Origin of the sequence: Bradyrhizobium sp. 4 (assembly GCF_023100905.1) — a bacterium.
Lineage (GTDB): Bacteria > Pseudomonadota > Alphaproteobacteria > Rhizobiales > Xanthobacteraceae > Bradyrhizobium.
In genome coordinates this window covers 1214919-1241362 of the sequence record NZ_CP064686.1, presented here as the reverse complement: position 1 = coordinate 1241362, position 26444 = coordinate 1214919, and the positions used below count along the sequence as shown (strand labels likewise).

Annotated in this window: 17 protein-coding genes and 12 pseudogenes; 9 read left to right on the top strand and 20 right to left on the bottom strand. The window is 58.9% G+C overall.

The window, feature by feature from the left end:
- Window positions 1-95: 95 nt before the first annotated feature.
- Entirely contained in the window at window positions 96-1061 is a 966-nt protein-coding gene (locus IVB45_RS05750) for an IS481 family transposase (RefSeq protein ID WP_247807598.1), read from the bottom strand.
- 122 nt (window positions 1062-1183) lie between these two features.
- On the opposite strand from IVB45_RS05750, the gene IVB45_RS05745 reads away from it, so the two are divergent.
- Entirely contained in the window at window positions 1184-2533 is a 1350-nt protein-coding gene (locus tag IVB45_RS05745) for an IS701 family transposase (RefSeq protein ID WP_247284244.1), read from the top strand.
- Window positions 2534-3101: 568 nt separating this feature from the next.
- Here IVB45_RS05745 and IVB45_RS05740 read toward each other — a convergent pair.
- Window positions 3102-3660 (bottom strand): annotated as a pseudogene (locus IVB45_RS05740) (carbonic anhydrase).
- A gap of 537 nt (window positions 3661-4197) precedes the next feature.
- Window positions 4198-4620, bottom strand: a complete 423-nt coding sequence (locus IVB45_RS05735) for a VirK family protein (protein WP_247363372.1) — start codon at window positions 4618-4620, stop codon at window positions 4198-4200.
- 54 nt (window positions 4621-4674) lie between these two features.
- Between IVB45_RS05735 and IVB45_RS05730 the strand changes: the two are divergent.
- Window positions 4675-4905, top strand: a pseudogene (locus IVB45_RS05730) (IS630 family transposase); the annotation flags it as partial.
- Window positions 4906-5706: 801 nt separating this feature from the next.
- Window positions 5707-6981: an acyl-CoA dehydrogenase family protein gene (locus IVB45_RS05725; RefSeq protein ID WP_247363373.1), complete on the top strand. Its 1275-nt coding sequence runs from the start codon at window positions 5707-5709 to the stop codon at window positions 6979-6981.
- Between the two features lie 220 nt (window positions 6982-7201).
- Here IVB45_RS05725 and IVB45_RS05720 read toward each other — a convergent pair whose 3' ends face one another.
- From IVB45_RS05720 to IVB45_RS05710, 3 genes and pseudogenes are all read right to left on the bottom strand, one after another.
- Window positions 7202-7483, bottom strand: a complete 282-nt coding sequence (locus IVB45_RS05720; protein WP_247363377.1) for a hypothetical protein — start codon at window positions 7481-7483, stop codon at window positions 7202-7204.
- Window positions 7440-7702, bottom strand: a pseudogene (locus tag IVB45_RS05715) (IS30 family transposase); the annotation flags it as partial. The gene IVB45_RS05720 and the pseudogene IVB45_RS05715, both read right to left, overlap by 44 nt.
- A gap of 247 nt (window positions 7703-7949) precedes the next feature.
- On the bottom strand, window positions 7950-8975 hold the full coding sequence (locus IVB45_RS05710) for an IS110 family transposase (RefSeq protein WP_247363374.1): 1026 nt from the start codon (window positions 8973-8975) through the stop codon (window positions 7950-7952).
- 214 nt (window positions 8976-9189) lie between these two features.
- Here IVB45_RS05710 and IVB45_RS05705 point away from each other — a divergent pair.
- A pseudogene (locus IVB45_RS05705) lies at window positions 9190-10222 on the top strand (IS110 family transposase).
- 404 nt (window positions 10223-10626) lie between these two features.
- A complete protein-coding gene (locus IVB45_RS05700) occupies window positions 10627-11154 on the top strand; it encodes a hypothetical protein (protein ID WP_247363375.1) in 528 nt (175 codons plus the stop codon).
- 354 nt (window positions 11155-11508) lie between these two features.
- Here IVB45_RS05700 and IVB45_RS05695 read toward each other — a convergent pair.
- Window positions 11509-11766, bottom strand: a pseudogene (locus IVB45_RS05695) (transposase); the annotation flags it as partial.
- Between the two features lie 74 nt (window positions 11767-11840).
- On the opposite strand from IVB45_RS05695, the gene IVB45_RS05690 reads away from it, so the two are divergent.
- Window positions 11841-12026 (top strand): hypothetical protein, encoded by a 186-nt coding sequence (locus IVB45_RS05690; RefSeq protein ID WP_247363376.1) that lies wholly within the window; start codon window positions 11841-11843, stop codon window positions 12024-12026.
- 37 nt (window positions 12027-12063) lie between these two features.
- On the opposite strand, the pseudogene IVB45_RS05685 reads toward IVB45_RS05690, so the two are convergent.
- Both IVB45_RS05685 and IVB45_RS05680 read right to left on the bottom strand, forming a co-directional pair.
- Window positions 12064-12492 (bottom strand): annotated as a pseudogene (locus IVB45_RS05685) (ATPase, T2SS/T4P/T4SS family); the annotation flags it as partial.
- A 249-nt stretch (window positions 12493-12741) separates the two neighbouring features.
- A pseudogene (locus IVB45_RS05680) lies at window positions 12742-13354 on the bottom strand (cation:dicarboxylase symporter family transporter); the annotation flags it as partial.
- Between the two features lie 194 nt (window positions 13355-13548).
- Here IVB45_RS05680 and IVB45_RS05675 point away from each other — a divergent pair.
- Window positions 13549-13803, top strand: a pseudogene (locus IVB45_RS05675) (transposase); the annotation flags it as partial.
- A 121-nt stretch (window positions 13804-13924) separates the two neighbouring features.
- Here the strand turns inward: IVB45_RS05675 and modC are convergent.
- Both modC and IVB45_RS05665 read right to left on the bottom strand, forming a co-directional pair.
- Window positions 13925-15040, bottom strand: coding sequence for a molybdenum ABC transporter ATP-binding protein (gene modC, locus IVB45_RS05670; RefSeq protein WP_247359453.1), 1116 nt, complete (start codon window positions 15038-15040; stop codon window positions 13925-13927).
- A gap of 381 nt (window positions 15041-15421) precedes the next feature.
- The gene (locus tag IVB45_RS05665; protein ID WP_247359451.1) at window positions 15422-15817 is read right to left on the bottom strand and encodes a hypothetical protein; all 396 of its coding nucleotides are present in this window, start codon (window positions 15815-15817) and stop codon (window positions 15422-15424) included.
- Between the two features lie 1606 nt (window positions 15818-17423).
- Between IVB45_RS05665 and IVB45_RS05660 the strand changes: the two genes are divergently transcribed.
- Complete coding sequence (locus IVB45_RS05660; protein ID WP_247501306.1) at window positions 17424-17840, top strand: hypothetical protein; 417 nt, start codon at window positions 17424-17426, stop codon at window positions 17838-17840.
- Window positions 17841-17911: 71 nt separating this feature from the next.
- Here the strand turns inward: IVB45_RS05660 and IVB45_RS05655 are convergent, their stop codons facing one another.
- The 7 genes and pseudogenes from IVB45_RS05655 to IVB45_RS05620 form a co-directional block, all read right to left on the bottom strand.
- The gene (locus IVB45_RS05655; protein ID WP_247359478.1) at window positions 17912-18280 is read right to left on the bottom strand and encodes a hypothetical protein; all 369 of its coding nucleotides are present in this window, start codon (window positions 18278-18280) and stop codon (window positions 17912-17914) included.
- Window positions 18281-18852: 572 nt separating this feature from the next.
- Complete coding sequence (locus IVB45_RS05650; protein ID WP_247359477.1) at window positions 18853-19272, bottom strand: CopG family transcriptional regulator; 420 nt, start codon at window positions 19270-19272, stop codon at window positions 18853-18855.
- Window positions 19273-19285: 13 nt separating this feature from the next.
- Window positions 19286-21204: pseudogene (locus IVB45_RS05645) on the bottom strand (conjugal transfer protein TraG).
- Window positions 21205-21340: 136 nt separating this feature from the next.
- Window positions 21341-21496: pseudogene (locus IVB45_RS39015) on the bottom strand (transposase); the annotation flags it as partial.
- Window positions 21497-22484: 988 nt separating this feature from the next.
- Window positions 22485-23245, bottom strand: a pseudogene (locus tag IVB45_RS05630) (IS5 family transposase).
- A 65-nt stretch (window positions 23246-23310) separates the two neighbouring features.
- Window positions 23311-23673, bottom strand: a complete 363-nt coding sequence (locus IVB45_RS05625) for a hypothetical protein (RefSeq protein ID WP_247363207.1) — start codon at window positions 23671-23673, stop codon at window positions 23311-23313.
- 16 nt (window positions 23674-23689) lie between these two features.
- Window positions 23690-23890: a hypothetical protein gene (locus IVB45_RS05620; RefSeq protein ID WP_247363208.1), complete on the bottom strand. Its 201-nt coding sequence runs from the start codon at window positions 23888-23890 to the stop codon at window positions 23690-23692.
- A 698-nt stretch (window positions 23891-24588) separates the two neighbouring features.
- On the opposite strand from IVB45_RS05620, the gene IVB45_RS05615 reads away from it, so the two are divergent.
- The gene (locus IVB45_RS05615; RefSeq protein WP_247363210.1) at window positions 24589-24792 is read left to right on the top strand and encodes a hypothetical protein; all 204 of its coding nucleotides are present in this window, start codon (window positions 24589-24591) and stop codon (window positions 24790-24792) included.
- Window positions 24793-25216: 424 nt separating this feature from the next.
- Here IVB45_RS05615 and IVB45_RS05610 read toward each other — a convergent pair.
- Window positions 25217-25528: pseudogene (locus IVB45_RS05610) on the bottom strand (methyl-accepting chemotaxis protein); the annotation flags it as partial.
- Window positions 25529-25860: 332 nt separating this feature from the next.
- Window positions 25861-26349, bottom strand: a complete 489-nt coding sequence (locus IVB45_RS05605; protein WP_247363212.1) for a HAMP domain-containing protein — start codon at window positions 26347-26349, stop codon at window positions 25861-25863.
- Window positions 26350-26444 lie beyond the last annotated feature (95 nt).

Here is a 26444-nt window from a genome sequence, read left to right as displayed (position 1 = left end):
CCTAGACTGAAGCTGCGATGTGTTGACGATTTACAATCAGCATGCCGATGTCGTCGAAACGCGTGTTGTCTTCGGACTCGACCTCGCAAGTTTGCCTAGGTGTTTAGTCCCGGCATTTTGTGGAGCGGATTGAGTTTGAATCGTTCTGGCTGGGAAGTCCAGCATTTGCAGATGTATTCGTAAGGCGTGAGGCCCTTCAAGGTTTTCAGCCGCCGAGCGTAGTTGTAGGCGTTGATGAAGTCGTCAAGGTGAGCTTCGAGCTGATCGTGTCGATCGTAATGGTAGCGTTTGACGGTCGCTTCCTTGATCGTGCGGTTCATGCGTTCGACCTGGCCATTGGTCCAGGGATGCTTGATCTTGGTCAGCCGATGTTCGATGCCATTCTCGTGGCAGCGCATATCGAACATGTGTGTCACGTATCTTGCCGTCGGGCCGTCCGCGTAGCGCGGGGGGAAAGTGAACTGGATCCCATTGTCGGTGAGAACCGTGTGGATCTTGTAGGGGACAGCCGCGATCAGAGCTTCGAGGAAGGTCGAGGCCGAGGTCCTTCCCGTCTTCCTGACCAGTTGCACGAAGGCGACTTTGCTGGTGCGATCGATAGCGACATAGAGGTAGAGCTTGCCTTCAGCGGTCTGGAGCTCAGCAATGTCGATGTCGAAATAGCCGATCGGATAAGCCTTGAATTTTTTCTTCGGAGGCTTGCTGCCTCCGACCTCCGGCAATCGGCTGATCCCGTGGCGCTGGAGACAGCGATGCAGGGATGATCGCGTCAGATGCGGGATGGTCGGCTGGAGCGCATAGAGGCAATCGTCGAGCGGCAATAGCGTATGCCGCCGGAAAGCGACGATGATCGCCTCCTCCTCGATGGAAAGCACGGTCGATTTGGCTTCTTTGGGGCCTGTCGGGAGATCGGCGACGGTCTCGCGCTCCCTCCACTTCGCGACAGTCTTCTGGTTGATCCCGTAGCGCTTGGCGAGCGCTCTCAGGCTCTCTTGACTATTTTGTATTGCTCGACGGACCGCCTCCGTCGTCGTGGCGCAGCCGTGTAAAACTTGTCCCATAGCGCATCCTTCGAATCGTGCGATAAGAATGCACCATCAAAGCTTGGGACTAAACACCTAGCACTACTTTGGCAGATTGTTGATTTTGCCGCGATTTATAGGATTCCCGAATCAATTTTTCAATGATTCATGGGTGGTCGGCTCTTGGAGGGCTGACCATGCCGGGATGGGAAGACGAACTCGAACGCTGGCTGATGCCGTTCTTGGACCGGCTGGGTCATAAGACCCGACAGCGGATGTGTCCTCTATATGTTGCGGGATTGATCGGTCCTGGCGATCGCAAGAGCGTTCAGCCGATGGCGGAACGCCTTGCCACGAGCAACTACGACCAGTTGCACCATTTCATTGCGGACGGCGTCTGGAACGCGACGCCGCTAGAGACAGAGCTGCTCAACCAGGCGGACCGACTTGTCGGCGGCAGGGATGCGGTGCTGGTTATTGATGACACCTCACTGCCGAAAAAGGGTGAGCGATCGGTCGGTGTTGCGGCTCAATACGCGTCGGCTCTCGGTAAAACTGCAAATTGCCAAACGCTGGTGTCTTTAACGCTTGCGCGCGGGGAAGTGCCCGTGATGGTCGCGTTACGTCTCTTTCTGCCTGACAGCTGGACAAGCGACATGCCTCGCTTGAAGCGCGCTCGCGTGCCAGTCGAACACCGAACGCCGCGGTCCAAGCCGGAGATCGCTTTGGCCGAGATTGACCGCGCGATGGCAGCCAACATACGCTTTGGATGTGTGCTGGCGGATGCAGGATACGGCCTCAGCGCGCCGTTTCGACAAGGGCTAACAGAGCGCGGGCTGGCCTGGGCGGTCGGTATCCCTCGGCACCAGAAAGTGTATCCGGTCGATGTGAAGCTCATTTGGCCGATCACCAAAGCCCGTGGCAAACCACGAAAGCACCACGTGCCCGATATCTTATCGATTGCGGCAGAACAAATGCTGGCCAGCGCCAAATGGAAAACCGTGAGTTGGCGCAGCGGGACGAAAGGTCGGCTCAAAGCCCGATTTGCTGCTCTCCGTGTCCGCACCGCCGACGGCCCTCCGCAGCGGATATGGGATAAAGGTCAGCAGCATCTCCCAGGCGACGAAGCCTGGCTCATTGGCGAGCAACGTGCCTCCGGGGAGAAGAAATACTATCTCGCCAATCTTCCGGCGACGACGGATCTGCGCACGCTGGCCGCCACCATCAAGGCACGGTGGATTTGTGAGCAGGCGCATCAACAGTTGAAGGAGGAACTTGGACTTGATCACTTCGAAGGGCGATCATGGCAAGGTCTTCATCGCCACGCCCTTATGACAATGATTGCCTACGCCTTCCTGCAACATCGTCGCCTCGCAAACGCGGGGCGAAAAAAAAAGAATCAACGGGCCTCCGCCTCAACCGACTATGCCCGCCGTACGTCACGCCATCGTCGATCTCATCCTTCGGCCGCCGCCCCAGCAGTGCCCATATTGCCGAAAGCAAATCCTTGAAAAACAGCGGCGAAAACACATTCTGCCAAAGTAGTGCTAGTTCCGGACAAGGTGATCGAGCAGTTGCGCGTCGACAAGGCACTACGTCTTCCCGACGGCAAAAAAGGCCCGGCCTCATCTTAGAAGCCGGGCGAAGTCAGTCTGGGGGGCGACGCTGCTACACATCGCCCCGACCGTCGGCAAGGGAGAGTTGCCGCCGGCTCATTTACGGCGAGCGTTCGCCGCAAATTCGAAATACGACAAGATCGTTATGCCACCTAGGAGTAGCTTACGTTCGTTTGTCAGAGGTCGCGATCTCATTTCAAGATCGTACAATGTGACGTTACGGGCGATTCAAGGCCTTTCAACGAAATGATCTCAGAAATTTTGTCCAAGCTCCTGGCTTCCCGGAAGTAGCCTGGTCCGCACGTAAGCACTATCCATTCTGTCTCCGGGTGGGGGCTTGACCCGCGAAGGCGCTGCGCCGGCGCGCAGCGTAAGATCTATCTCTCCGATCCAGGATCTGGTCGACTCGGCGGCAGAGACAACAATCTTTCAACCTTGTCGCTTCAAAGGCACTGCTCAGAAGTTAACGCTGTGATGACGGCAATTCGACCCGGCCGGTGTCGAGCCGATAAAGAGCCCGACACGACTTTCAGCCTGTTCTGGTCGATTGCTAAATTTAAAATCGGAGCCGCCGATTTGAGCTTGTTGAGTTGTCGACTACATTTGCGGGATCGCATTTGCGAGTGCATCCCCGCTTTCCTGACAAAGGGCCGCAGCGACCGTGGCCAAGTACCAGGGCCACCGGAGTATTTAGCACGGCCAGCGCATAATCAATGCTGGCAAGCATTTCATCGATGGCGAAGCGACACGGCAGACGAACAGATCGGCAACTCCGCTATTGACAGCATATTCGGGTGCGATACGTGAATCGGCGCAGGTTAGGACCACCGCATATGGATTTTGCCCGCCGATCAAAGCTTCGCGCTCGTGCGTGAAATCGTCGCATCGTGATAGGCCCTGGACGCAGCGCGCATTGCTTTCCAGTAAGCGCTTCAGCGAAGCATCCGGGGGTGAGAAGGTTGTCCGGTTTTGGCGGCGCTGTTGCCTCCATGGTGCCCGCAATGCTACCGCCCAGGCAACATGCCCGCCGCCGAGGCCGTGAACGGCATTGGCGAACGGCGAGACGGCGTCCTCTTCGTGTGCTGCTGTGCGGCTCTATGCTGTCGCTTCGGGCTCCGCCTCGCTGCGGAACCAGCGCTAACCCAGCGCGACCAACTCAGTTGCACAGATGTGTTCGCCCTAGCGCCTCTCGCTGCGCTTGATGACACCGCCATGAGCGTTGTCCAAAATGGCTCCGAGAAGGAGCTCTAAACGTGTCGTTACGTCAACCCGATCAGGATTTCGAGGCAACGTCACCCCCTCCCAAACAGCCGTTTCTTCAGGCCGGCATGCGCTCCACTAGATTAGGATGAGTGGAGCGAACGCGGAGCCGCGCGAACGGCCTTGGCGCCGGAATCCATCGATGTGCGCAGGCAGCGGTGAGCACGAACGAACTGGGCATCCTGGTCGCTAGCGCACCTCAGGTAATGTAGCCCGATCGAAGTTGTCACGTTGCGTGCCGAATGGGATACCTATCACATCCGACGCGGCTAAGAACGGCTCAAGCCTCATTCCAATCTCTAGGCGAAGTTCGCGCCGTCCCGCAGTTCGCGGACGAATTCGCCCTGGTTCATGATCTTGTTGGCCGGTCCGGCCACCAGCTTTGAGGCCCGCACCGTAAGCTTGCCTTCGCGGCTGAGGCTGTGGCGGATGTAATCCGTCACCGGGTAACCGGAACTGTCCACGGTTTGATGAGCATTGGAGAAGTAAACGCCGTTCTGGGCAGTCACCCTGAAGGCATTGATAATTGGCCCACCCTGTGTGGCCGAGTCGGGTCTGCCATCGACAGTGGTGCAGCGGTTTAGGTCCACATGACCATAACAGTATTGCCAGTCAAGGCACTGAGCACCTGAGCGTACTTCGGTGAGGGCTCCTCGGCCTTGACGATCGTGCTGACGCTGACAGCAACAGTAAGGACAAGAAGATTCGCGAGCGTCTGCCATTGCACAGCATATTCTTTTCTTCCTCAACGGGACATGTGGTGCATTCCGCAGGTCTACACCCCCAAGCATGCAAGCTGGCTCAACATGGTTGAAATCGAAACCGGCGTCCTGCGGGCCAGTGCCTGGATCGCAGCGATCGATGATCCCAAGCGGCTGCGCCGTGAAATCGCTGCCTGGGAACGGAAGCGAAATGCCGCCCGCTCACGCATCAAATGGATGTTCGCAACAGATGAGGCGCGCGCCAAAATGGGCCGCGCCTATCCCGCCGCTTCCAAAGAGTCATAATCACTGTGCAGAGCTACTAGCATGAAACAGCCTCGTCTCGTGGTGGACGACGTGGAGGCGATGGGTCGATCGGTCGGGCATTGGGCGTTCCGCCCCGGCACAACCCACGCTGATACTCAACTGCGCGACTGATACGTTTTTTCGGGCGTACAGGAGCACCTATTCGCACCCTCGAAGGACTGGATTGAAGAGCATTGGCAAATCATACCTCGTGATCACCAGGTGGAAGATTGAGCCCGACGACGTCGCACGCTTGGAAAAACTAAAGTATCTTCGCCCGCCTATCTTGATCGCCTGGTCGGCCATCTAGCCTGACGAGGTCGAGCTGGTTCCCAGTTCCATCGCCGAGAATTCCATGAAGGTCCTCAAGCCACCGCCGCGCGGACAACGGGGATCTTATACTCGTGCCCATCATCGCGCGCCTCAACGATTTCGAAGGCTCGATTGGAGCGCCCGCGGGAGCTAACGTTTTTGACCGGTACGACGGTACTCACCTGCCCTTCTCATCGTCAGGAAAGGAAGGGGACTACTTCCGCGATGTGGGTGTCCCCGACCTCTGTCCGTGCGTAGCACGCCGTTAGATTCTGCACAGGAAAGCACGGGCTAGCCGAGTCCATTAACATTTGAAGGCGGCATGTTCTAGGGAGTGAGCAGGCAGGTGAAAAATGCTAGGGACAACATAGAGTCCAGTGAGCTGCCATTTCGCCTGCTACCATAAAGCTTGACAAAGGCGATCCAGGCAGCAGGAGCTTGCCGAAGAAAGGCCGGCCGGTGAGACCCGGCTCGAACAAGGAGCTGATCATGAACCTGACCGAACCGATCCGTTGTACCAATTACTGCTTGAGCCCCGGGGACGAGCTGAACGATCTCCGCATGTCTGAGGACGTACGCCCTTTGTATCGCCGCGTGCGAGAATTCATCCGCGATACTGTGGAACCGATTTCGGCCGAGCTCGAGAAGCTTGCCGAGAACACAGCCGACCGCTGGAGCTTCACCCCGGCGCATCTCGGAATGCTTGAGCAGGCGAAGTCCAGGGCAAAGGCGGAGGGCTTGTGGAACTTCTTTCTGCCCGATGCGCACACCGGCGAGGGAATGAAGAATTTGGACTTCGCCTACATTGCCGCCGAGCTTGGCAAGAACCTGCTTGCACCAGAGACCATGAACTGCGCGGCGCCCGATACCGGCAACATGGAGGTGTTGGAGCGCGTTGGCACGCCAGAGCAGAAGGAGAAGTGGCTGAAGCCGTTGCTCAACGGGGAGATCCGTTCGGCTTACGCCATGACGGAGCCAAACGTGGCCTCATCCGACGCCAAGAATATTTCGACATCCGCCAGGCTTGTCGGTGACGATTGGGTGATCAACGGCGAAAAATACTTCATCTCCGGCGCAGGCGATCCGCGCTGCAGGATAATGATCGTGATGGCGAGGACCAACTCGGATGCATCACCGGGCAGGCAGCATTCGCAGATCTTGGTGCCGAAGGACACGCCCGGCGTCGAGATCCTCGGACCCATGCACGTTTTCGGACAGGACCACGCGCCGCGCGGCCACATGCACCTGCGCTTCAACAATGTCCGGGTACCGAAAGAAAACATCCTGCTCGGAGAGGGCCGCGGCTTCGAGATCTCGCAACTCCGCCTCGGCCCGGGCCGCATCCATCACTGCATGCGCGTCATCGGCAAGGCGGAAAAAGCACTTGACATGATGGTGAGGCGCGGGCTCACTCGTGAGGCCTTCGGCAAGAAGATTGCTCGTCTCGGCGGTAATCTGCAGATCATCGCGCAGGCGCGCTGCGAAATCGAAGCCATGCGGCTGATGGTGCTGAAGGCCGCGAAAGCCATGGATGTGCTTGGTAACAAGGAGGCGCGTGTCTGGGTCAGCATGATCAAGGCGATGGTGCCGGAGCGTGCCTCCCGAATCATCGATCAGTCGATCCAAATGCACGGCGCGACCGGCATCTCGAACTGGACACCGCTCGCAGAGATGTACACTGATGTCCGCCAGCTGCGCATGACCGACGGTCCCGATGAGGTCCACTGGATGGTCGTGGGTCGTCACGAACTGAGCATGGAATAGCAGGACGAAACGCGCAGCCGAATTCGACCTGCCATGCACCGTTGTTTCAGCCGGCTGCCGTGGCAGGCGCAAAGAAACCGCGTTGTCAGCAGGATGGCGAGTTCTTCCGAATAGTCGAGGATTAATGATGCCCAAGACCTAAGGATCGCCCCCGAGTTGCTGGCAACGCCACCCAGCAAATGATCGTTCAGCTGCGCGTCGTAAGCCCCCGGTGAAACTTTCAATTACCCACAATTTCTGCGCCGACCATGACGCCCAGCGCGATGTCGGTCAGGCGCGAATAACCCGCGCCACATGACCATGTTGCCGGGCGGAGGATCGTTGGCGCGGGCGAGATAGCCAGCGAGCCAAGGCACAGACCTGAGCATCCACAAGCCAAAGAGATATCCGCTGTGGCAGCGGCCTCAATGCCCGACTGAGAAAGGCTGGAAAACGCCGGCGGAGGCGCTTCACGAACAATGTCCCCGCACTGCTCGATCGGCAGCTTGAGCAGGGCGCTCACTGGTCATGATCTCAGGGCGATAAAGCCCTTGCCTCGCCTGCGTACGCGCGCTCTGGGCATCCGTAACGCACGCCCTGTTCGCATGCAGACCGTTCGCTCGCGGCCCAGCGCTCCAGGGCCCTGAACGAAGAGAGCTTGATAGATAGCTTCGTGACTGATGCGCATCGTCTTGTCGTCCGGGAAATCGATCGGCAAGCGTCGGGCAATCTGCTCAGGGGCTTTGATGCTGTTGTTGTCTAATCGCTGCTGAGGCGTCAAGCATATAATTTCGTTCAGGGGACACTGCCGGGTGCATGGTTGTCTTCGCGGTCGGCATTAGCCGCCGCATGATGGAGCTTCGCAGGACGAGCCTTCAATCTGGACGACGCACTTTGCTGAGTCAGCAGTGCAACAGCATCAGCGGAATGGCTCGGCTCACGTCCCGGCAGGGACACCTTGGGCGTTCGGGTTCTGAACGCGATCGGGCTTATGCGGTGGCTCCGGCATTCGGATTGAAGAGTTCGCCAGTCTTAAGCATCGTATGCATTATAACCGCCAGTTTGCGCGCTACGGCCACGGCAGCTCTTTTGAAGCCGATCCTCTCCCGGAGCTTCAGACCCCACGTGCGCAGAGTGCTGTCGGTTGAGCTGCGCGTCAGAATGACCGCAGCCGCTTCGTACAGAAGCCCTCGCAAATGGTGGTCGCCCCGTCGGGATATATGGCCGTCATAATCGACTTCTCCGGATTGGTAGCGGCGCGTTGTCAGGCCGATCCAGGCGGCAACAGATCGGGATTTCCTGAAGTTGTCCGGCCTCTCAATGGCTGTTGTGAAGGCGGTTGCGGTGATCGCACCGATGCCGGGAATGGACATAAGGATGCGGCAAGCCTCACTCTGGTGCGCGTCCTGGACCAACTGGCGTCCAAGTTCGGCGGCGCGGATGCGAATGCCACGCCAGGCTTCCAGCATCGGAAGCACGATCGATGCAAGTCCGTCCTGATCGGCAAGAAGGCTCCGGACGTTCTTCTCGAAGGTGCTTCCCTTTCCGGCAGAAACGACCAGACCGAAGGTTTTCATGACGCCGCGGATCTGGTTGGAAAGCTCGGTAGTGATTCGGACCAGCCGCGTCCGCGCTGCGACAAGCGTGCGGGTCAGCATGCTGTCGAATCCCTTCACACGCACCTCACGAAAGAAGCCGACTTCCGCGAGTTGCGCCAGGCCATCGGCGTCGTTTGCGTCCGTCTTATTCGCCGCCATATCGAGCGCCGCTTTAGCATGGCGCGCATCGATGCAGATCGCCGGCAAGCCTTCGGCGCGCAGAGAATGATAGAACCACACCGACAGCGGTCCGGTCTCGAATACGACGCGTTTCACGGATGGCGCCCGCTTGCGGATGAGCTCGGCCATGATTCTGGGATCAGATGCGCACTTGCCGCGCCAGATCCGTTCACCTGCTCGGCGGATCGAGACTGACGTCTCTTTCATCGACACGTCGAGACCGATATATTCTTCCATGGCTGTTCTCCATTCGATGCTTGGGCCCGGCGTCCGGCCGTGAGCCCGTATTTCCATCCTATCGGGGAACAGCCACCAACTTCCATTGTCGGTTGACCCGGCTTGAGGGGCGACTCGCTCCCGCGATTACCCCATGTGGACGGCTCCTCCACGGCCACGAGAGTGCCAAGGAGTGGGCGCCGTTTAAGGCTCCCACGATTCGGAGGAGCAGCCTATGCAGTCAATTTCAACGATTGGTCTGGATATCGCGAAGTCGGTCTTCCAAGTACATGGGGTCGATGCAGCCGGCCAGGTGGTCATACGTCGTCAGCTCAAGCGCCGTTTCGTGCTATCGTTCTTTGAGAAGTTGCCGCCGTGCCTAGTTGGGATCGAGGCTTGCGCTTCATCGCACCATTGGTCCCGCGAGCTGCAGGCGTTGGGGCATACGGTGCGATTGATGCCTCCGGCCTATGTGAAGCCCTACGTCAAGCGGCAGAAGAACGACAGCACCGATGCGGAGGCTATTTGCGAGGCGGTCACAAGGCCCAACATGCGGTTCGTGCCGACCAAGACGAACGAGCAACAGAGCTGTCTGATGCTTCATCGCGTACGCCATCTCTTCATTCGCCAGCAGACTGCCGTCATCAACTCGATCCGCGCATATCTGGCCGAGTTCGGGATTGTTGCCCCCGTCGGGCGCAGGGGTGTCGGACAGCTGTTGGAAGTCGTCGCCGATCCAGCTGACCGCCGGCTCCCGGAGGTGGCCCGCGCGTGTCTTGCGGCTCTCGGCAGTCAGTTGCGGGCCCTGAAGGCTCAGATCCTGGAGTTCGATAGGCGCATTATTGCCTGGCATCGATCAAACGCGACGAGCAAGCGACTGGATGCGATCCCTGGAGTCGGTCCAGCACTGGCAACGGCGCTAGTCGCAAGCGTTGCCGATGCCAAGGCCTTCCGGTCGAGGCGGGACTTCTCGGCCTGGGTCGGGCTCGTGCCGAAGCAGAACTCCAGTGGGGGCAAGGACAAGCTTGGCAGTATCAGCAAGCAAGGCGATCGCTATTTTACGCAGCCTGTTCACAGCGGGCGCACTCGCCGTGATCCGCTATGCCAAGATCCATGGCGCGGGCCATCGGCCCTGGCTCACTGCGTTGCTGGCACGGCGCCCCACCAAGGTCGCAGCCATCGCACTCGCCAATAAGCTCGCCAGGATGGCATGGGCGATGATGGCCAGGAACGAACCCTACAAGGAACCCGCCGCTCTTACGGCGTGAACGAGATCACAGCCGGTCATCCGGGTGTGACGTAACGGTTGGAAGGGCGAACAGCACTAATGCAGCGCCGGTCGATCCGGCGATCAGGACAACCCACATGGGCCATGGCATCTTCGAATCCGTGCTTTTGATCGGGACCTGATCCGCGGAGGGCACTATCGCCAGCGGTCATGAGTACCGCACAACAGGACCGAACACATGGTTGCTCCGACCAACGCCGCAACTGAAGATTCTCCTTGCCAACCCGGAGCCGTCCACAGACTGCCCATCGCCGATCATTCGGGGCATGCCGGCGTCCCGTCCACGGAACGGCGGGACCAGGAACGGGAGCGCCGCTGGAGGCTACGACGCCGCCAGCAAGTCTCTCCTCCACATAAGTGCGCAAGGTTACATTGAGCGCAAGCTTGGTCGGCTTGCCCCGGCGGGCGGATCGATTCGCTCCCATTGGGCAGTTGTTGCCCGATATTCCCAACCCGCCGCTGCGGGTGGTCGTGTTGCGCCTGTATGGAATGGCCCTGCACCTGAGAAGTGCGATCTCCTCGCGCTCGACCAACGAGAGCTACCGCCCGGAGAGCGCCTTTGCCGAAGATCCGAACATCGCTGGCGGCATGCCGCCCGCCTTTCGGAATAATCTGCTTCCGACAGGTTGTGACAATCCGGCTTCCAGCGCAGCATCTTCGCTGCCAGCCCCGCGGCAATCGCCCGCCACAATTTATTCTGTTCATCGCGCCCTGCAACAGACGGCCGTCCTGGCGATGGCAATGGGGCTCGTGCTGGCCGCACCGACCGGCGCCTTACAACGTTCATCGCAACCTCCAACCTCCGGGTGTTGCGACGACCGATTGAATTCGCCCAATCCATTAAGTACACCGAGCGCCTGGCTGAAGCTGGCGTCGAGCCTTCTGTCAATCGGCCCTTTAATTGGGGATTGATGTCAATTCTCTTTTTGAAGCCATTCGGCAAGACGGTAGCGCTCGACCCGTCGGAGCGGGTCGGGGTTGCGGAGACGGGGCGAGCGCGGCTGGTAGATCGATAGCCAGCTCGGTAGTCGTGGGCCGATTAGCCGTTACCTAAATCACAATGCGATCAGCTGCCCGTCGCTGGGGTCATGGTCCTTTCCGAGGTCGCAAGCGCCTCATGATGATGTCCGGATCGGGTGCCTCATCGTTTGCAACGGCGTGCGGGCGAGCCCGCCACCAGCCGATTGACCGAGGTCACCACGACCACCGTCCCAGCGGGACATCGCCGGGCCCGGCGGACCGGGCCAGGAACTTGCAAAATTAAGGTCAGGCAGGCGCGTGGCCCCAGTCGAACGACGTACCATCGACCCAAATGCAGTGGAGGATCACAGCGATCTTGCGCGCAATGGCGACCTTTGCCTTTTTCATGCCGACCCGCTTCGCGAGCTTTATTCCCCAGGCCTTGAGGGAAGACCATTTTTTGGTCCGATAGAGAAGGACGGTCGCTGCCTCGAACAGGTAGGTTCGGAGAAGCCTGTCGCCCCATCGGGATATCTTGCCACTAGTGTCAGTTTCACCAGATTGGTTGCGCCGAGGTGCGAGGCCGAGATAGGCGCCGACTGTCGAGGCCGATCGGAAGCGGGAGGGTCATCGATCGTATGGCGGAACGTCAAGGCAGTCACCACGCCGACACCAGGAACCGTCATCAGGCGACGCGTCGTCTCGTCAGACTTCGCCAATCGGCGGACCTCGTCGTCGAATTTGCTCTGCTGCTGGGAGATATGTTCATGAATCGACAGGAGCGGCTCGATCACGTTAAGAAGTTGATGACCTTCGCCCAATAGCTCGCCGACCTGGTTACGGAACTGTTGGCCAATGGCGCGAGGTGCCGCCGGCGACCAAGATGTTCTTCCGTGCGGCGACCGCGTTGCGAAGCGCGCTCGCTTGGCTCGCGTTCATAATGTCCGCGGCGACATACTCGTCGAGGCCAAACACGGCGATCGCCGGTTTGCGGATGGCAAAGGTCGGCGCGGCAACAACCGGCGGCAGCAATCCTTCGAAACGTTCCCCCGTTTCCGGCAGCTCAGCCGAAATCCGGGGCGAGCCGGGATGAACTTCTGCTCCTACATAGTGCGCGACCAGTCGGACGATTCGTTCGCCATCCGCTGCCGAAGGGCTCTCTCCGGTGTCTGTAAGGCCGCTCGACAGTCGGTCGATCCACAGCCGGCCGTCGGGATTGAGCATCACCTCGACGATTGCCGGATCTTCCAAAAACCCTGCGATGGCGGGCCCCAACGCGGTACGCAGCATACGCGCTCCGCGCAAGTTCGCTTCTGAATCAAAGGAATGGATCGCCACGATTTGCCCCAAGCTGCTGAGGCCGCTTCGGCGTCCTCATCTGAAGGCAAGTAAAAGATAGATCGCGTGTTACCGCAACAAAGGGAATATGCCGTTCGTAGTCTAGCGTAGAGAAACGCCGACCCCTCGATGGCGAGGCGAGAAATCAGCGATGAGCAATGGTCCGGAGCTTACTATTTTTCCGCCTCTCCCGGTCGCAGTAAGGACACCAAACACCGCGTGTGCAGCATCGTCGACCAGACTGCGCATCCGTTCACCCCGCTCGCCAAGCGCCATCAGTGAGAACCCGAATAGGATGGCAAACAGCAGCACCTGTAGCACGTCGCCTCGGGCCAGAGCGCCAACTACGCTATCCGGAATAATATTGAGGAGGAAATCGACCGCCTTCTGCCCTTCCGCTCTTTTGACGTAGTTGGCTACCGCCGCGGCATCAGCCCTGGGAGCGAGCCCATGGCCGGCCTGAACGAGATTGCCCATCACGAGACCCAGGATCAGCGCGAAGGTTGACACGATCTCGAAGTAAAGCAACGCCTTGACGCCGACTCGGCCGACCTTTCGTGCATCCTGAACATGCGCAATGCCGGACACAACAGTGCAGAAGATGATCGGCGCGATCACCATTTTGATCAGCTTGATGAATCCGTCACCAAGCGCTTTCACCCAGCTGTTCGTCCCCACAGCAGGCCACAACCAGCCCGAGAACGCCAATCAGGATCGCGATGAGTACCTGGATATAAAGAACATTGTACCAGGGGCCAGATGACTGGAACAGGGCGGCGGTTTTGACAGAGCGGCGCTGGCGGTGATTGTACATCACGCTCGTTGCGACGCATGTCGCATATGGGACCAGCTGTTTGGAGCTTCTCAGGCAATCCGTCGGTCGGACGTTCTTGACGCGCCTGTAGACCGACGAGGCGGGAAGGTCAGGCAGAAGGCGGAGTTCACCACTCCACATCTTGATCGGTTTCAAGTTATACGTATCGCGTCCGGCAATTCCCGACGAAGCAAGTCATCGGACGATACATGCAGAAGCATCGCATCAAGAGCTCATCCGTTCCTCAACCAGATCGACACTCAAGTACCTGCCAAAAAAGCTGTTCACGTCATTCTCGACAACTATGCGACCCATAAGCATCCGAAGGTCCGCAAATGGCTCGATCGCCATTGGCGTTCACCTTCCATTTCACGCCCACGTCTGTCGTGGCTCAAGCCGTCGAACGCCTCTTCGCCAAACTTTCAAAACGACGCCTCAGGCGCGGCCTTCGCCGTCAAACGAGGGCACTGTTGGATCCGATCCACTAGAAGGTTATGCCGCCTTCAACGGTTGATGGACTCAAGCGCCCCGTGTTTTCCTGTGCAGGATCTCCCTCTCGCGTGGAAGCCGTCAATCCTTCAGTAGCGTTTCAGAGGACGAAACGAGCGAAAGCCCTGTCACTTGAGCAAATACGTCCATCCCATCCTCGAGCCCTAGCGCATCAAAGGAGCGGCGCGTAATGCGCGATAAGAAGCGCGTGCCCGAGCCGCTGCCCTCGAGCGCAAGCAGCAACGTGACCTCAGCACCGCCGAGCAAAACGGAGGCTTTGATGCGCGCTGGAAACACATTGAGGATGGAGCTTGCGCGCGGGATCTCACGCGCGACGCTGACGTCGCAGGCTGCGATGCGAAGCCGCTGCTGCGCGCCGAGTGTGAGCGGCTCCCCTGGCACCAACAGGCGCGCGCCTCCAAAGCCGAGGACGAGGAGCCCATATCTCTCGTCATAGCCGCTGACCAGGGCATCAAAACTGACGGCGGCTTCGTGGCGCGCGGCAAGCGGCAGCGCAAGGTCACTCTGCAGGACATGCAACGGCCCAACGGCCGTAACCACGCCGTCTTTCATCATAACGAGATGGTCGGCCAGGCGTTCTATATCAGCCATGTCATGGCTGATATAGATTATCGGCAGCGTGAGTTTCTCATGCAATCGCTCGAGGAATGGCAGAAGCTCGCGCTTGGTGGAGTGATCGAGAGCGGCGAGCGGCTCTTCCATCAGAAGTAGTCGGGGTTGGCATAATAGTGCGTTGCCAATGGCGACACGCTGCCGCTCGGCGGCAGAAAGGAATAAGGGAGAACGGTCAAGCAGCGGTGCCAACTCGAGCAATTGGACCACCTCATCGAGCTCAATCGCGCTCGGTTTGGATTTGGGTGCGCCGCAAAGCAGGTTGCCCCTGACAGACAGATTTGAAAGAAGGATCGGCCGCTGGAATACATGGCCGATGGGACGCAGATGCGGCAGGCGGAACGTGCCTTCATCCTGCCACACCTCACCGTCGACGGCACAGAAGCCAGTTGGCAGATGCGCGGCACCGGCAATGCAACGCGCCACCCAGGTGTTGCCGCAGCCCGGCGGGCCGAAAACAGCCGTTGTCCCATTGGCCAGTACGCTGAATTGCGCATCGAGCGGAATGCTGTCGAGAGAACCACTGAAGGCGACTTCGATAAGCCCTGGTTTTGCTATCCTCATGGGCTCGTACTCGCGCTCTATCTGTCGATCAAGGCTACGTAGAGGACGATGGCGGCAGGCATCATCATGCCGCCGGCGCTCCAGCGCGACGCCTGCACCGCGGGACGCAGTAGGATCGGGCGGCGGGATTGCGGATCGACCGTTTTGGGACAGGCGGCAAGTTGAGCGCCAGGCCATTCAAGAGTTGCGGTCGAACCCCACAGAACGCGCTCGCCGATCGCACAGTCGAAGTGGTGTTCCGAGCCGCCGGACCATTCTCGATCGGTTTGCTCGGGCGGAAGTTGGCGGAGACAGATACCTGAAATGGCGCGGCTTGCGTACTCTAGATGAACGCTCGGCTTCGCGCCGAAGCTCCAAAGCCTCGTGTCTGGTCTTCTGCTTTCACGAGCCCACATTCTCTTTGGCGAGCAACGTAAGCTTCGAACCAATGGCCACATTGATGTTAACGGGTTGTGCATTTCCGACCATAAGCTGCATCAGAGAGCGATATTGGACACCAATTGGGCAAGCCTCATCGATGACTCTGACGACGGGACCGCTGCGACCACTTTCCTCGACGGCTCCTTGCTCCTCACCCCAGCAATCCGCGTGCCGCTCGAGCACATCATGCGCCTTGCTGAAAGACGTGAAATACGCATAGGCGCCGCGATCGAACTCTGGCAGGGCCGCGCCGCGTTGTTGGATTTCCGACCCTTGGTGTCTCAAAGTGGACGTAGAGGACGGACGAGATGGAAACTTAGGATTCGATGCCGGGCTGCCCCTTCGCTGAACTTTCAAGGATGATGTTTCTGGCGATCTCGCTTGGGTTCACGATGCAAGTGCAACAGCTGCTAAGGTGTTGTTGCGATGGGACGATGTTATGGCCAGCTCAGCCTTAAAGAGCGAGTTGAGATCCTGCATGCAGGCGGTATATCTCAAATCAAATTGCGTCTGTGCTTGGCCGGGCGTCATCGACGATCAGTCGGGAAATTAAGCATAATTCGAGGCCGACGAAGGTTTGGACCGGCGGCTACGCTATTGGCCGATCGACGCAGGCGGTGGGATTGTCGCTTCAAGCTGGCACGCCAGCCAGACCTACGAAGCCGCGTGAGCAAAAGCGTTGCGATGGGACATTCGCCGGAGCAGATCGCTGTTCGGCCCAAACGGATGAATCGCCCTGCGATGACGCACGACAAAAGGGCCGAGACCGCATGCCGCTTCAACCGCGGGGACATTCTGGTCGCAGTCTGGCGTACCGAAAGAAAGAAACGGCGGATTCCTAAAGACCAGCGGCAGACGTCTCGTAGCCTCTTGACCCTCTAGACCGTCAGGTCGCCGACAGACGCGCGATTTCGCGGACGGTGCGTGCACCCTTACTTCAAATCGACAAACTTACCGATTCAAAAAGAGGCGTAGGCGCAACCTAGATGACGCCCTCGCACCCTCGAGGTCGCGAACGACCCGCGCGGACGCACCGGCCTTATTCCCTGTGGGGTGATGCGCCTCGTAAGAAGAGCACCAGCTCATGCGCGCGACCAAATACACCTGCGCCTCACCCATTTCCGGCATGCATCACCAGCGTGCGATAGGACTTACAACCGTTCGCGTGCCGCGCGTCGAGCCCGTCCTACGGCTGTTGAAACGTATCAGCAGGCCCAGTGCGACCACTCACTTGTCAGGGCCTCAGGGGAACTGTCGGCCCCACTGGCGGGCGGTGGATCGCGTAGCGGGTCCCCCTCGCCATGGCTGCAGCCGTAGCGCTCGTTGTGCCGGTCCTCGCGAGCCAGGAGATCCATCGGTCCTGCGCACTCCGGGCATCGCTTCCGGATCCGATGGAGGACTGAGATGCAAATTGCCCCTGCAGACGGCGAGCTTACTTGCGCCAGATCGGCTGCTACAGGCTCGTGGCAGAACTTCTTCGAAAGGTCCACCTTGCTCGCCCGCCTTGACGTCGGAGCCGTCGATGTACTTAAGTGCAATTCCAGGGACGATACACGAACTACGTTGGGAAAGGATGCGCACCCAAACCGGAGTGAGCACCCGGATGATGGTCTCGGGAAACGTGGCGAAACGCACCCCCTTTTTGCCCAATTCGCGAATCTTTCTGGTGATCTTCTCGACTGTCCCCTCTCGGCTGTACAACACGGGGCTGATCTGTACGGCGGCTGCCTTAACGATTTTTCTCATTCTCTTCTTCTGCACATTGTGAGTATCCGAGCGTTGCACTGCAACTGGTGTAGAGGATGACGGATGACTCTCACGGGGGCTCTTCGAGCCCATGGGGGCTGGTTGGACTCAGGGCTGTGTGCGTCTGCCATCGACAGCGACGTCGCTGCCGGTGATGTAGGATGCGTCGCCGAAAGCGAGGAAGCTCACGCGCCGCGATCTTCCGTGGCTTTCCGAAGTGTTTCGCGGCTATCTGCTCCACCGGGACCGTTCGGCGGTCTTGCACGCTGGCCTCGGAAATGCCGATGTTTCTAAACAGCGGACTTTCGATGAGGCTCGAACTCTCGGCGTTTACCCGAACGCTTCGGCGGATCAGTTCGCCGCAAAGCGCTCGCGGCAAGTTGCACAGTGCGGCCTTAGACGCCCATACGGCCGTTCCGACCTGATCGGACAAAGAAGCCGTGAAGCCGATCGCGTTTCGGTAGCGAGCGAGAGGCGGCGCGTTCTGAACATTGAAATAGAATCTAGGGAAATCGACTCTCAAGACGTCAAAGCTGTGCTGCGTTGTTTCCGCGAGCGACCCGAGCTTCACTATTTCGGCATTGGCATCGAAATGGGCTATAACGTTTTTCCGCGTTCCTTCGAAGCGGGATAGCCGGCGCGACAAGCGGCAATAGCCAAGCCTCGTTGTCCGGATAGCTGCGCAATGCCCTGCAGGTCTTTGGCTCATGACGCGTTTTCCGCATCGCTTCGCTTATGCATTGAGGGATACGGCTTTCTGCCTACTGTGTCGGTAGTCGCTCCGGTTACTGCTGTAGTCGAATGATGCGCCATCATGTAGTACGTGGCGAAGTGGCCGCTCTTGCTGGCGATCTTACCATTCTTGCGAGTGACGTTGCCCTTCGCACGTTTGGTAATCAGCTTCATCTTGCACCGCTTGGTGATCAGGGGCATCGGGACAAGCTTCCATCCCGTGGCGTTGCGCAACTCTGCTTGCGTAACGCCGTCTTGTCGTGAGGCCAGAGAGCTGATCAGATTGATCTTGGTGTGAGAATGCTTGGCCATCGTCGCCATCTCGGGGGAATTGGGTCTCATTCAACGGCTCCAAGCCAATGTGCTTCTCTTGGCGCAGTTGTCCCTTCGATCGAAAGAGGATGATTTAGTTCCGTTCCTCTGGAATTGTGGAAACATATTGCATGCGGTCTCAGGCGATGCCCGATTGCAATCTGACGTAAACGGACAACGTCGCATCAGTTTGCTGAAGGGCAATGCACGCGCTCGCATTTTTCGACAGGATGTTCGCACACTAAGACGGTACAAGGTGGACTGCTAACACAGAGGACCTGCAATGCAATTCGCAAAAACTGGTAGGGCGACCATTGAGAAGACCTTCCAGAACTCTGGATTACGCTTCCCCTTGCTCAAGCAAGCAGCGTTACTCCATTGAGCGGCAGCTCGATGGGGCCGGGCGTCGCCTCAACTCCCTTCACATTTCAGCATTCATGTCATGCGGCTGCTACCCCTCAGATATCTGCCGTCGATTCCGATCTAACGCGCTCGCACCGTTCGATTCGGCCTTATCGTTGTTTGCGGCGTTACTCGGCGCGAGCACCCTTGCAAATTCCCTTGTAGTCCTGCATCGTCCGCCCACTCGGGCGGTTGTTGAATTACTCTGGAATTGCGGCATTCGAATCGAAGCTCACCTCTTTCAGAACGCTTGATCCACTGGAAAGCCTTCGGCCAAGCGCTTCAACGAATCGATCATAACGTTCGGCGCCTTTGGCGCGAGCGGCTGGACTGGATTGTTCTGGTAATGCCGGCACCGATGTCAACCAGAAGCGAACGAACAAGGCGAGCGTCTCGAGCGTGATGCTGTCATTGCGTTCGAGACGCTCGAGCAGCCGCGCGACCCGATCCAGCCGCTTGGCAATAGCCGCCTCGCGTCGGTCGGAATCGTCAGGCGAAAGAAATGACGCGATCGCGGCCTCTGCGACCAGCGACTTGGGCTGGCCACGACGCTCCGCGAAGACATCAAGGGTCCTGAATGTCTGCGGATCAAGGTAGATACTGAGCTGAACCTTTTTCACCGATTTGTCCCACTCAGAGGTCCATGCCATCGTCAGGGTCGAGGCTGGTCGCGCGCGCTAACCCCTGCATTGCGCGGCTTAGCGCTTGTGCCTGGACCGCATCTGCGTCGGGCTCATCGGGACCAGCATCGAACTCATGTTCCGCGAGCGGTGCCTTGATTTCGATCTCCTCGTGCTGCGGCAATTCTAGCTCGCGCCGCAGCCCCCCGTTCGGATCGCCGCGCTTTCGCTGCCGAGTCGCAAGCAGTTCGATCGAGGGCGCAGGGGGTGGGTGCCCTGACCCGTCCTCATCCGGGCGCGAGGACAAGAGAATTGTTCCTGCTGTAGCCGGCTTGAAGATGCGCTTCTGAAATTGCGGGTCCTCGTAGTAACGAACCTTGGTGGCACGCAGCGGGTGGAGGCCCGACACCATCACGATCGCCTCTTTCGATGAGAGCTGCATGACTTCGCCAGGCGTCAGGAGCGGACGGGACGTCTCTTGGCGGCTCACCATCAAGTGTCCAAGCCAGGGGCTTAAGCGATGCTCGGCATAGTTTTTCATGGCGCGCAGTTCGGTCGCGGTCCCCAGCGCATCCGAGACGCGCTTAGCGGTGCGCTCGTCATTTGTGGAGAAGGCTATCCGGATGTGGCAATTGTCGAGGATCGCGTGGTTCGGCCCATAGGCGCGTTCTAACTGATTCAAGCTCTGAGTGATCAGGAAACTGCGAATGCCATAGCCCGCCATGAAGGCAAGCTGGCTCTCGAAAAAGTCGAGGCGGCCCAGAGCTGCAAACTCGTCGAGCATCAGGAGGAGCTTTTGACGGCGCCGGTCGGGATCCAGGCTCTCGGTCAGGCGCCGTCCGATCTGATTGAGGATGAGCCGCATCAGGGGTTTTGTGCGGACAATGTCGGATGGCGGCACGACGAGGTAGAGTGAAACGGGCTGCGGTCTGTCGACGAGATCGCAAATGCGCCAATCGCTCCGCGCGGTGACCTTAGCGACGACCGGGTCGCGATAAAGGCCCAAGAAGCTCATTGTGGTCGACAGCACGCCCGACCGCTCGTTCTCGCTCTTGTTGAGCAGTTCTCGCGCAGCTGAAGCGACGACGGGATGGACGCGATCACCAAGGTGAGGGGTCGCAAGCATCGCATTCAGGGTGGCCTCGATCGGGCGGCACGGGTCCGAAAGGAATCTGGCAACCCCGGCAAGTGTCTTGTCAGCTTCAGCGTAGAGGACATGCAGGATAGCGCCGACAAGCAGAGAATGGCTGGTTTTTTCCCAATGATTGCGGCGATCGAGCGCCCCTTCGGGATCGACCAGGATATCCGCGACATTTTGCGCGTCTCGTACTTCGCAATCACCACGGCGAATCTCAAGAAGGGGATTGTAGGCGGCGCTTGCCGCGTTTGTCGGGTCGAACAAGATTACATCGCCAAGGCGCGCGCGCCATCCCGAGGTCAACTGGAAATTCTCACCCTTGATGTCGTGGACGATCACCGAGCGCGGCCAGGTCAAAAGAGAGGAACGACCAGGCCGACTCCCTTGCCCGAACGGGTGGGCGCAAAGCAGAGGACGTGCTCAGGCCCATTATGGCGAAGATATCGACCATCAAAGCGCCCGAGCACAAGGCCTTCGTTGCCTAGCAGCCCCGCCCGTTTGACCTCGCGCGTATCGGCCCAACGCGCTGATCCGTAAGTCGTGACATCGCGAGCCTCATGCGCGCGCAAGACCGAAAGCATCATTGCGGCGGCGACTGCCGCGATCCCACCGCTCCCGGCAATGGCGCCCCCCTGGAGGAATATCGTGGGCGCATAAGCGTCGAATTCAAACCACCAGATGAAGAAGGCAAACGGCTGGTAGACGGGCCAGGTCCCTAACCTGAACCAAGCCGGTCCAAGCTGTGGCTGGAACGCAAGCTGACAAGCGGTCCATTCGGTCGCAGCAAAGGGCATGCAGGGTTTGTCATTATTGGTGCAGGAAAGCCTTGGTCGTGATCCGTTCGCCGGAGATGTGCGTGTTCCGCGGACGCGGCGGTTCGCTGATCAAGGCCTTGTGGCACGATGGAGTTGGACTGCGCGTGGCGCCGAAGTGGCCGCTAAGAATGTCGGCTTCCTCCACGCGCTCGTTGGCGAAAAAGCGGTAGGCTGCCTTCGTGTTCGCCCAGTCTTGGCACGCGAACGGTATGCTCCCGCCCATGCCATCACCAATTTGCCTTAACAGCTCGCCAAATCGTTGACCAAGACGGGTCCTTGAAAGCTGTCTTGTCGATCTCGCGCTCAGTCCAGTGTTCGCGGCGCTTTCATCACGATCATCCTGGTGACCATCCGGGCCCGCCGACCGACGAGATATCGCACCGCTCGAACACATGAAGGCACCTCGCCGTCGCGATTCAGGTGCTCAACAATGAATCACAACCGATTCATCTGCTCGAGCCCTCCCGCAAATGAATCAAGCACTTGTGGGTAATTGAAAGCCGGTGGACCCGGTGGACGCCGCCTTCCCGGATTGGGTTCGAGCATGAGATGGTTTGCTCGTTAATTCGCAAGCAAATAAGCAAGCGTGACGACGGTTACGGTTCTGTCCGGTCCAGAGCGTCGACGGCGGTGGACGAGTGCCGAGAAGCTTCGGATTGTGGAGGAGAGTCTGGCGCCTGGGCCAGTGTTGTCGAGGTTGGTCGGCGACATGACGTTCAACGCAATCTGGTTAAGGCTTGGCGGCGGCAAGCGCGCACAGGCGTCCTCATTTGCGGGCCCGAGCCGATGCAGCTGCAGGATGGCGAAGTGCGTTTTGCGGCAGTCTCCATTGCGCCAGACCCTGGATCACGGGCACCGTTGACGCGGCGACGCTGAGCGCAGTCGTGGCGGCGTTGATTGATGGACGGCCACGATGATCCCGTTGCCTGCCAGCGTGCGCGTATGCTACGTCCATCGGAGAGATCGACGAAGGATCCGTCGAATGAGCCTTGCCTGACGCATCTAGCAGCCAATCCCAGGATGCGATACGCGCGAGCTTGGCCGGATTCAAGCGCTTGCGGATTTGACCGGTCAGGCTAGCGCTCACACTGGCGACAACAGCGAGCCAGTTCCGCCATCATTACCGCAATCATGTGACCTTCCGGGGGACAGAGAGGCAGGTTTAGCCACGCCTTGCGGCGAATATGAGGAGTAGAATCCCCGGCTAAGACCTGATGTCGGCTTTTCTCTTACTGATCTGGCGAGCTTAGGGTTCAGACTCAATTGATCCAATAAGCGACGAGAGCGGCGAGGTGGACGGCGGCCAAGAAGTTTCTGGCAAGTTTGTCGTAGCGAGTAGCAACACGCCTGAAATCCTTGAGCCGGCAGAAACAGCGCTCGATAACATTGCGCCCTTTATAGAGGCGCTTGCTGAAGCTGTGGAGGGTTACCCGGTTGGATTTGTTTGGAATGACGGGTTTCGCGCCGCGATTGACGATTTCGGCGCGAAAGCCGTCGCCATCGTAGCCTTTGTCCCCAATGAGGGAAGACATGGGCGGCGCGAGCTTCAAAAGGGCCGGCCCTGCGGCAATGTCTGCGGCTTGTCCCGGAGTGAGATGAAATGCGCAAGGTTTGCAATCAGGGTCGCTCAGCGCGTGGATTTTCGTGGTCCGCCCACCGCGCGAGCGGCCGATCGCCTGTTCACACTCCCCCCTTTTCCGCCGCTCGCCGAGCGATGCGCTTTGATCGAGGTGGAGTCGATCGACAAAGCCACTCGGTCCTTGCCGCAGCGGGCGAGCGCTTCAAAGATCGCCTGCCAATGTCCGCGCTTAGCCCAGCGATTGAACCGATTGTAGATCGTCGTGTAAGGGCCATAGTCGGACGGGCAATCGCGCCAGCGTGCGCCGCACTGGAGCATGTGAATGATACCGCTGATAATGCGTCGATCGTCTTCGCGCGCCGGGCCGGTCTGGTTCGTTGGCAGATGCGGCTCTATCTGAGCCCACTGCTTGTCATTGAGCCAGAACAGTCCTTTGCGCATCGAAGTCCCCCGTGCCGAATCAACTTGGCACCAGGGAATCAGAACTCGCTAATTAGGTACAGACCCTAGTGCTGGCGTCTATGGGGCCGGCCGGCTTCGGCAACTGATCGCGACGGTATCGGCTTGAGTTGCTCGGAGGTGCCCAACTCTGCCTTTTCCATCACTTCTGCAGCGATCGGTCGTGCTTCCATGATTTCTAGTACCGCGCGTCCCTTTTCGGTGATGCGCCAACCGCCATGGATACGGTCAATGAGCTCCTCCGAGAAAATATCAAGGTTCGGCACACGGCTGGCCATTCTTTTGGTGCGCTCGGACCAGTCCCGACCACTCGTTGCTAAAATGGCCATGTCGCGCTTGAGATCCGACATCGGCGCGAACCCATCCGGATAGCTCACGAGGATCTTCAGCACTGTGACTTGGAAATTCACCTGACTGACAAATGTGCTACCGCCACATGGTCGGGGCTTGCGAAAGGGCTTCGCGGCCGATCTCTTTGAGGACCTCGGGTTTCGTCTCGCCCCCGGTGGCGGCTTCTAATATCTTCGAAGCGACATGGGCGCGAGCTCCGGTGTCATAAGGGGGAAGCCCCTCGCAGACCTCGTCGAAGACGGTGCGTAGAAGCGTTGCGGTCGCGGCACCCAACATCGTAGCTCTCCCATTGTCAAAAGCTGCGGGTTTCAAGTTGAACAATGAAATACGTCAATGGCGAATTACGGCGCTACCCCCCAATTCTGCGCGGAGCCCTCTCCAACGTCTCCTCTGACTCTTTACATCCTCGACGGAACGCGTCGCGAAGCGAGAATGACCATACGTTATCATAGTGATTTGTTTTTCTATTCTCATGACGTCTTTTGGATCGGCCACCATCCTGAACTTTAGACGCTCGCTGCTGCGACATCAATCGATTCGAAGCGACGGACGAACCCGTCCTACACTTTGACGGTCGCCTCGCGGCGTTCCTATTCGGAGGTACATCGCATTGCGCGAGCGAGCCAAAGCGAGGAATTCAAGTTTGAATGACGCAGAAACAGCCCGCTAGGGCCGTAGAGCGATCAGGGAGTCGCACTTCGAAATCGCAAGAGAGAAGTACGCGGCAACGTTTGACTTTCCGATCGGTACGTCGGCCGGTGACGTTTACAAATCGTATCTCTCATCTATCGATGTGACTGTAACACTTCACTTCCGTACGAAACGAACGAACTATTTTATCTGCGATGCTCGATAGGATTGTGCCAGGTTTCACTTTCCGGTAGCCGTGAACGCACGCGGTGCCGCCTAGGGCGAGCGAAATCCAGGTGATGCGAATTCTGCTATTCGCTTCGCGGGCAATGGGTAGGGGATGAATGCTGCGCTTCTATTTCAATCTTGAAGGAAACCAAAACGTCGAGGATCCGTTCGGCATGGCATTCGAAAACGAGCTGCAGGCCTTGCACGCAGCTCAACGTCTGGCAAACGACGTGGCGAGTGCTCAACCTGCGCTACGAGGCACCACGTGGGTGGTCGTGACCCGCAGGGACCGAGATGAGGCCTACTACGTCAGCATATGACCGGAATAGCCAAGGGAAGAGTCCCGCTCACTCTGTGTCCCATAATCTGAGGAAAGAGAGCCATCTCATGAGCGCCATTGGGTAACTCCCGCGCGACTTGCAGATCACCAGTCACGGCTCTTGCAGCCTTGCCGGCCAAATCATGGGGATATGCGGGCGCCGATCCATACCGTATCGAGTGCCTCCAAGCATACGACCGAAATCTCAACGCCTTCCTTCTGGACACCGCGCCGATGAACTCCTCTTGTCGCTCGGGTCCCGCAGCCGCCGCGATCTCCCGATGACCGCCCTGGAGCGTCAGTTGGCTGGCCAACCTAAGCTGCTTGACCCTTGGGCCGGGAAACTCCGCAGCTCGTATTCAACCGACTGGTTTCCTCGGGCAAGAGCTGGGCCGACGTAATCAGCTGGCGCGAGGCCGCTCCGGTTAGATCGCGCGGTCTGTCACTTTATGGGCACTGGCCGCCACCCCGGTAGTTCTAGCCGCCGCTCCCTGCACATTGAAAGAAATGCTCTTGCTCGTTGCCTCCTGCTCTCCGACAGCGTCGACCACCGTCCTGGCAATCCCCGGGATACGGCCGATGATGACGCCAACTTCAGCGACCGCGCCAGCCGACTCCGCCGTCGCAACTTGAATCCCGCCAATGTGCTCGCTAATCTCGACAGTTGCATGCGCGGCTTCGGCAGCGAGAGATTTCACTTCCTGCTCGACAACTGCAAAGCCTCTACCGAACGCTCCGGCGCGGGCGGCTCAATCGTGGCGTTCAGCGCAAGCAAATTGATCAGCCGTGCGACCGCTGCGTCACCTCGACCAGGCTGCCGATTCGCTCCGCCGCAGATGTCAAACCGGCCATACGCCGGTCGCTAAGCCCGACTTTGCGAACCCGTTGATGCGCGAGATTGGCCGCTTCTTCGACCCGCCGACAGATGCTCGTCATCGTTTCCGCCATTTCGCTCGAAGCGGCCGGGACGTGTCGAAGGTTTGAGGATGCTTCCTCGGACGAGGAAACGACCTCGACGGAGAGTTGCCGGCTGTGATCGGCCGAGCAGGTGAGACTGCGTGCGGACGCTTCAAGTTCCAACGAAGCGGATGAGATGCTGTCGATGGGCGTCGAATTCGCCGGCGAGTCGAGCAATATCGGCCCTACTGCACGGCGGCGGCATGATCCTGTTCGGCTTTCGCGTCGAGCTCGGTTCGTGCCTTTTCACGCGCTTCCAGTTTGAACATTTCGACCGCTTCGGCCATCTTCCGAGTTCATCCCTTCGGCCAAGACCCGGCAAACTCACGTCGAACTGACCGTCGCCGAGCTGACGCATAGCTGTCGTCATCGAAACGATCGTTGTGGCGATGCGACGACCGAAAAGTAAGGCGAGCAGCCCCACGAGCGCTGTTGCAAGGCCAACTATCCAGATCAGATACCGGCGAATTTCCTCGGCGCGCATGTCTACAGCCTGCGAATGCGTATCAGCGGCAGCCATGATCTGGACCAGAGCCGGGCGGATGCGGTCATAGATCTGTCCGAGATCATCGACCTCATCGTGCAGCGTCTCACTCGTCACCTCGGATCGACGCGAAGCTCGACTTGTATGCGCGGATCAGCTCGAGAGGCTGGGATTTGTCTCTGGAGGAAGATTTCCCTGAGCGAGCGTTGTCT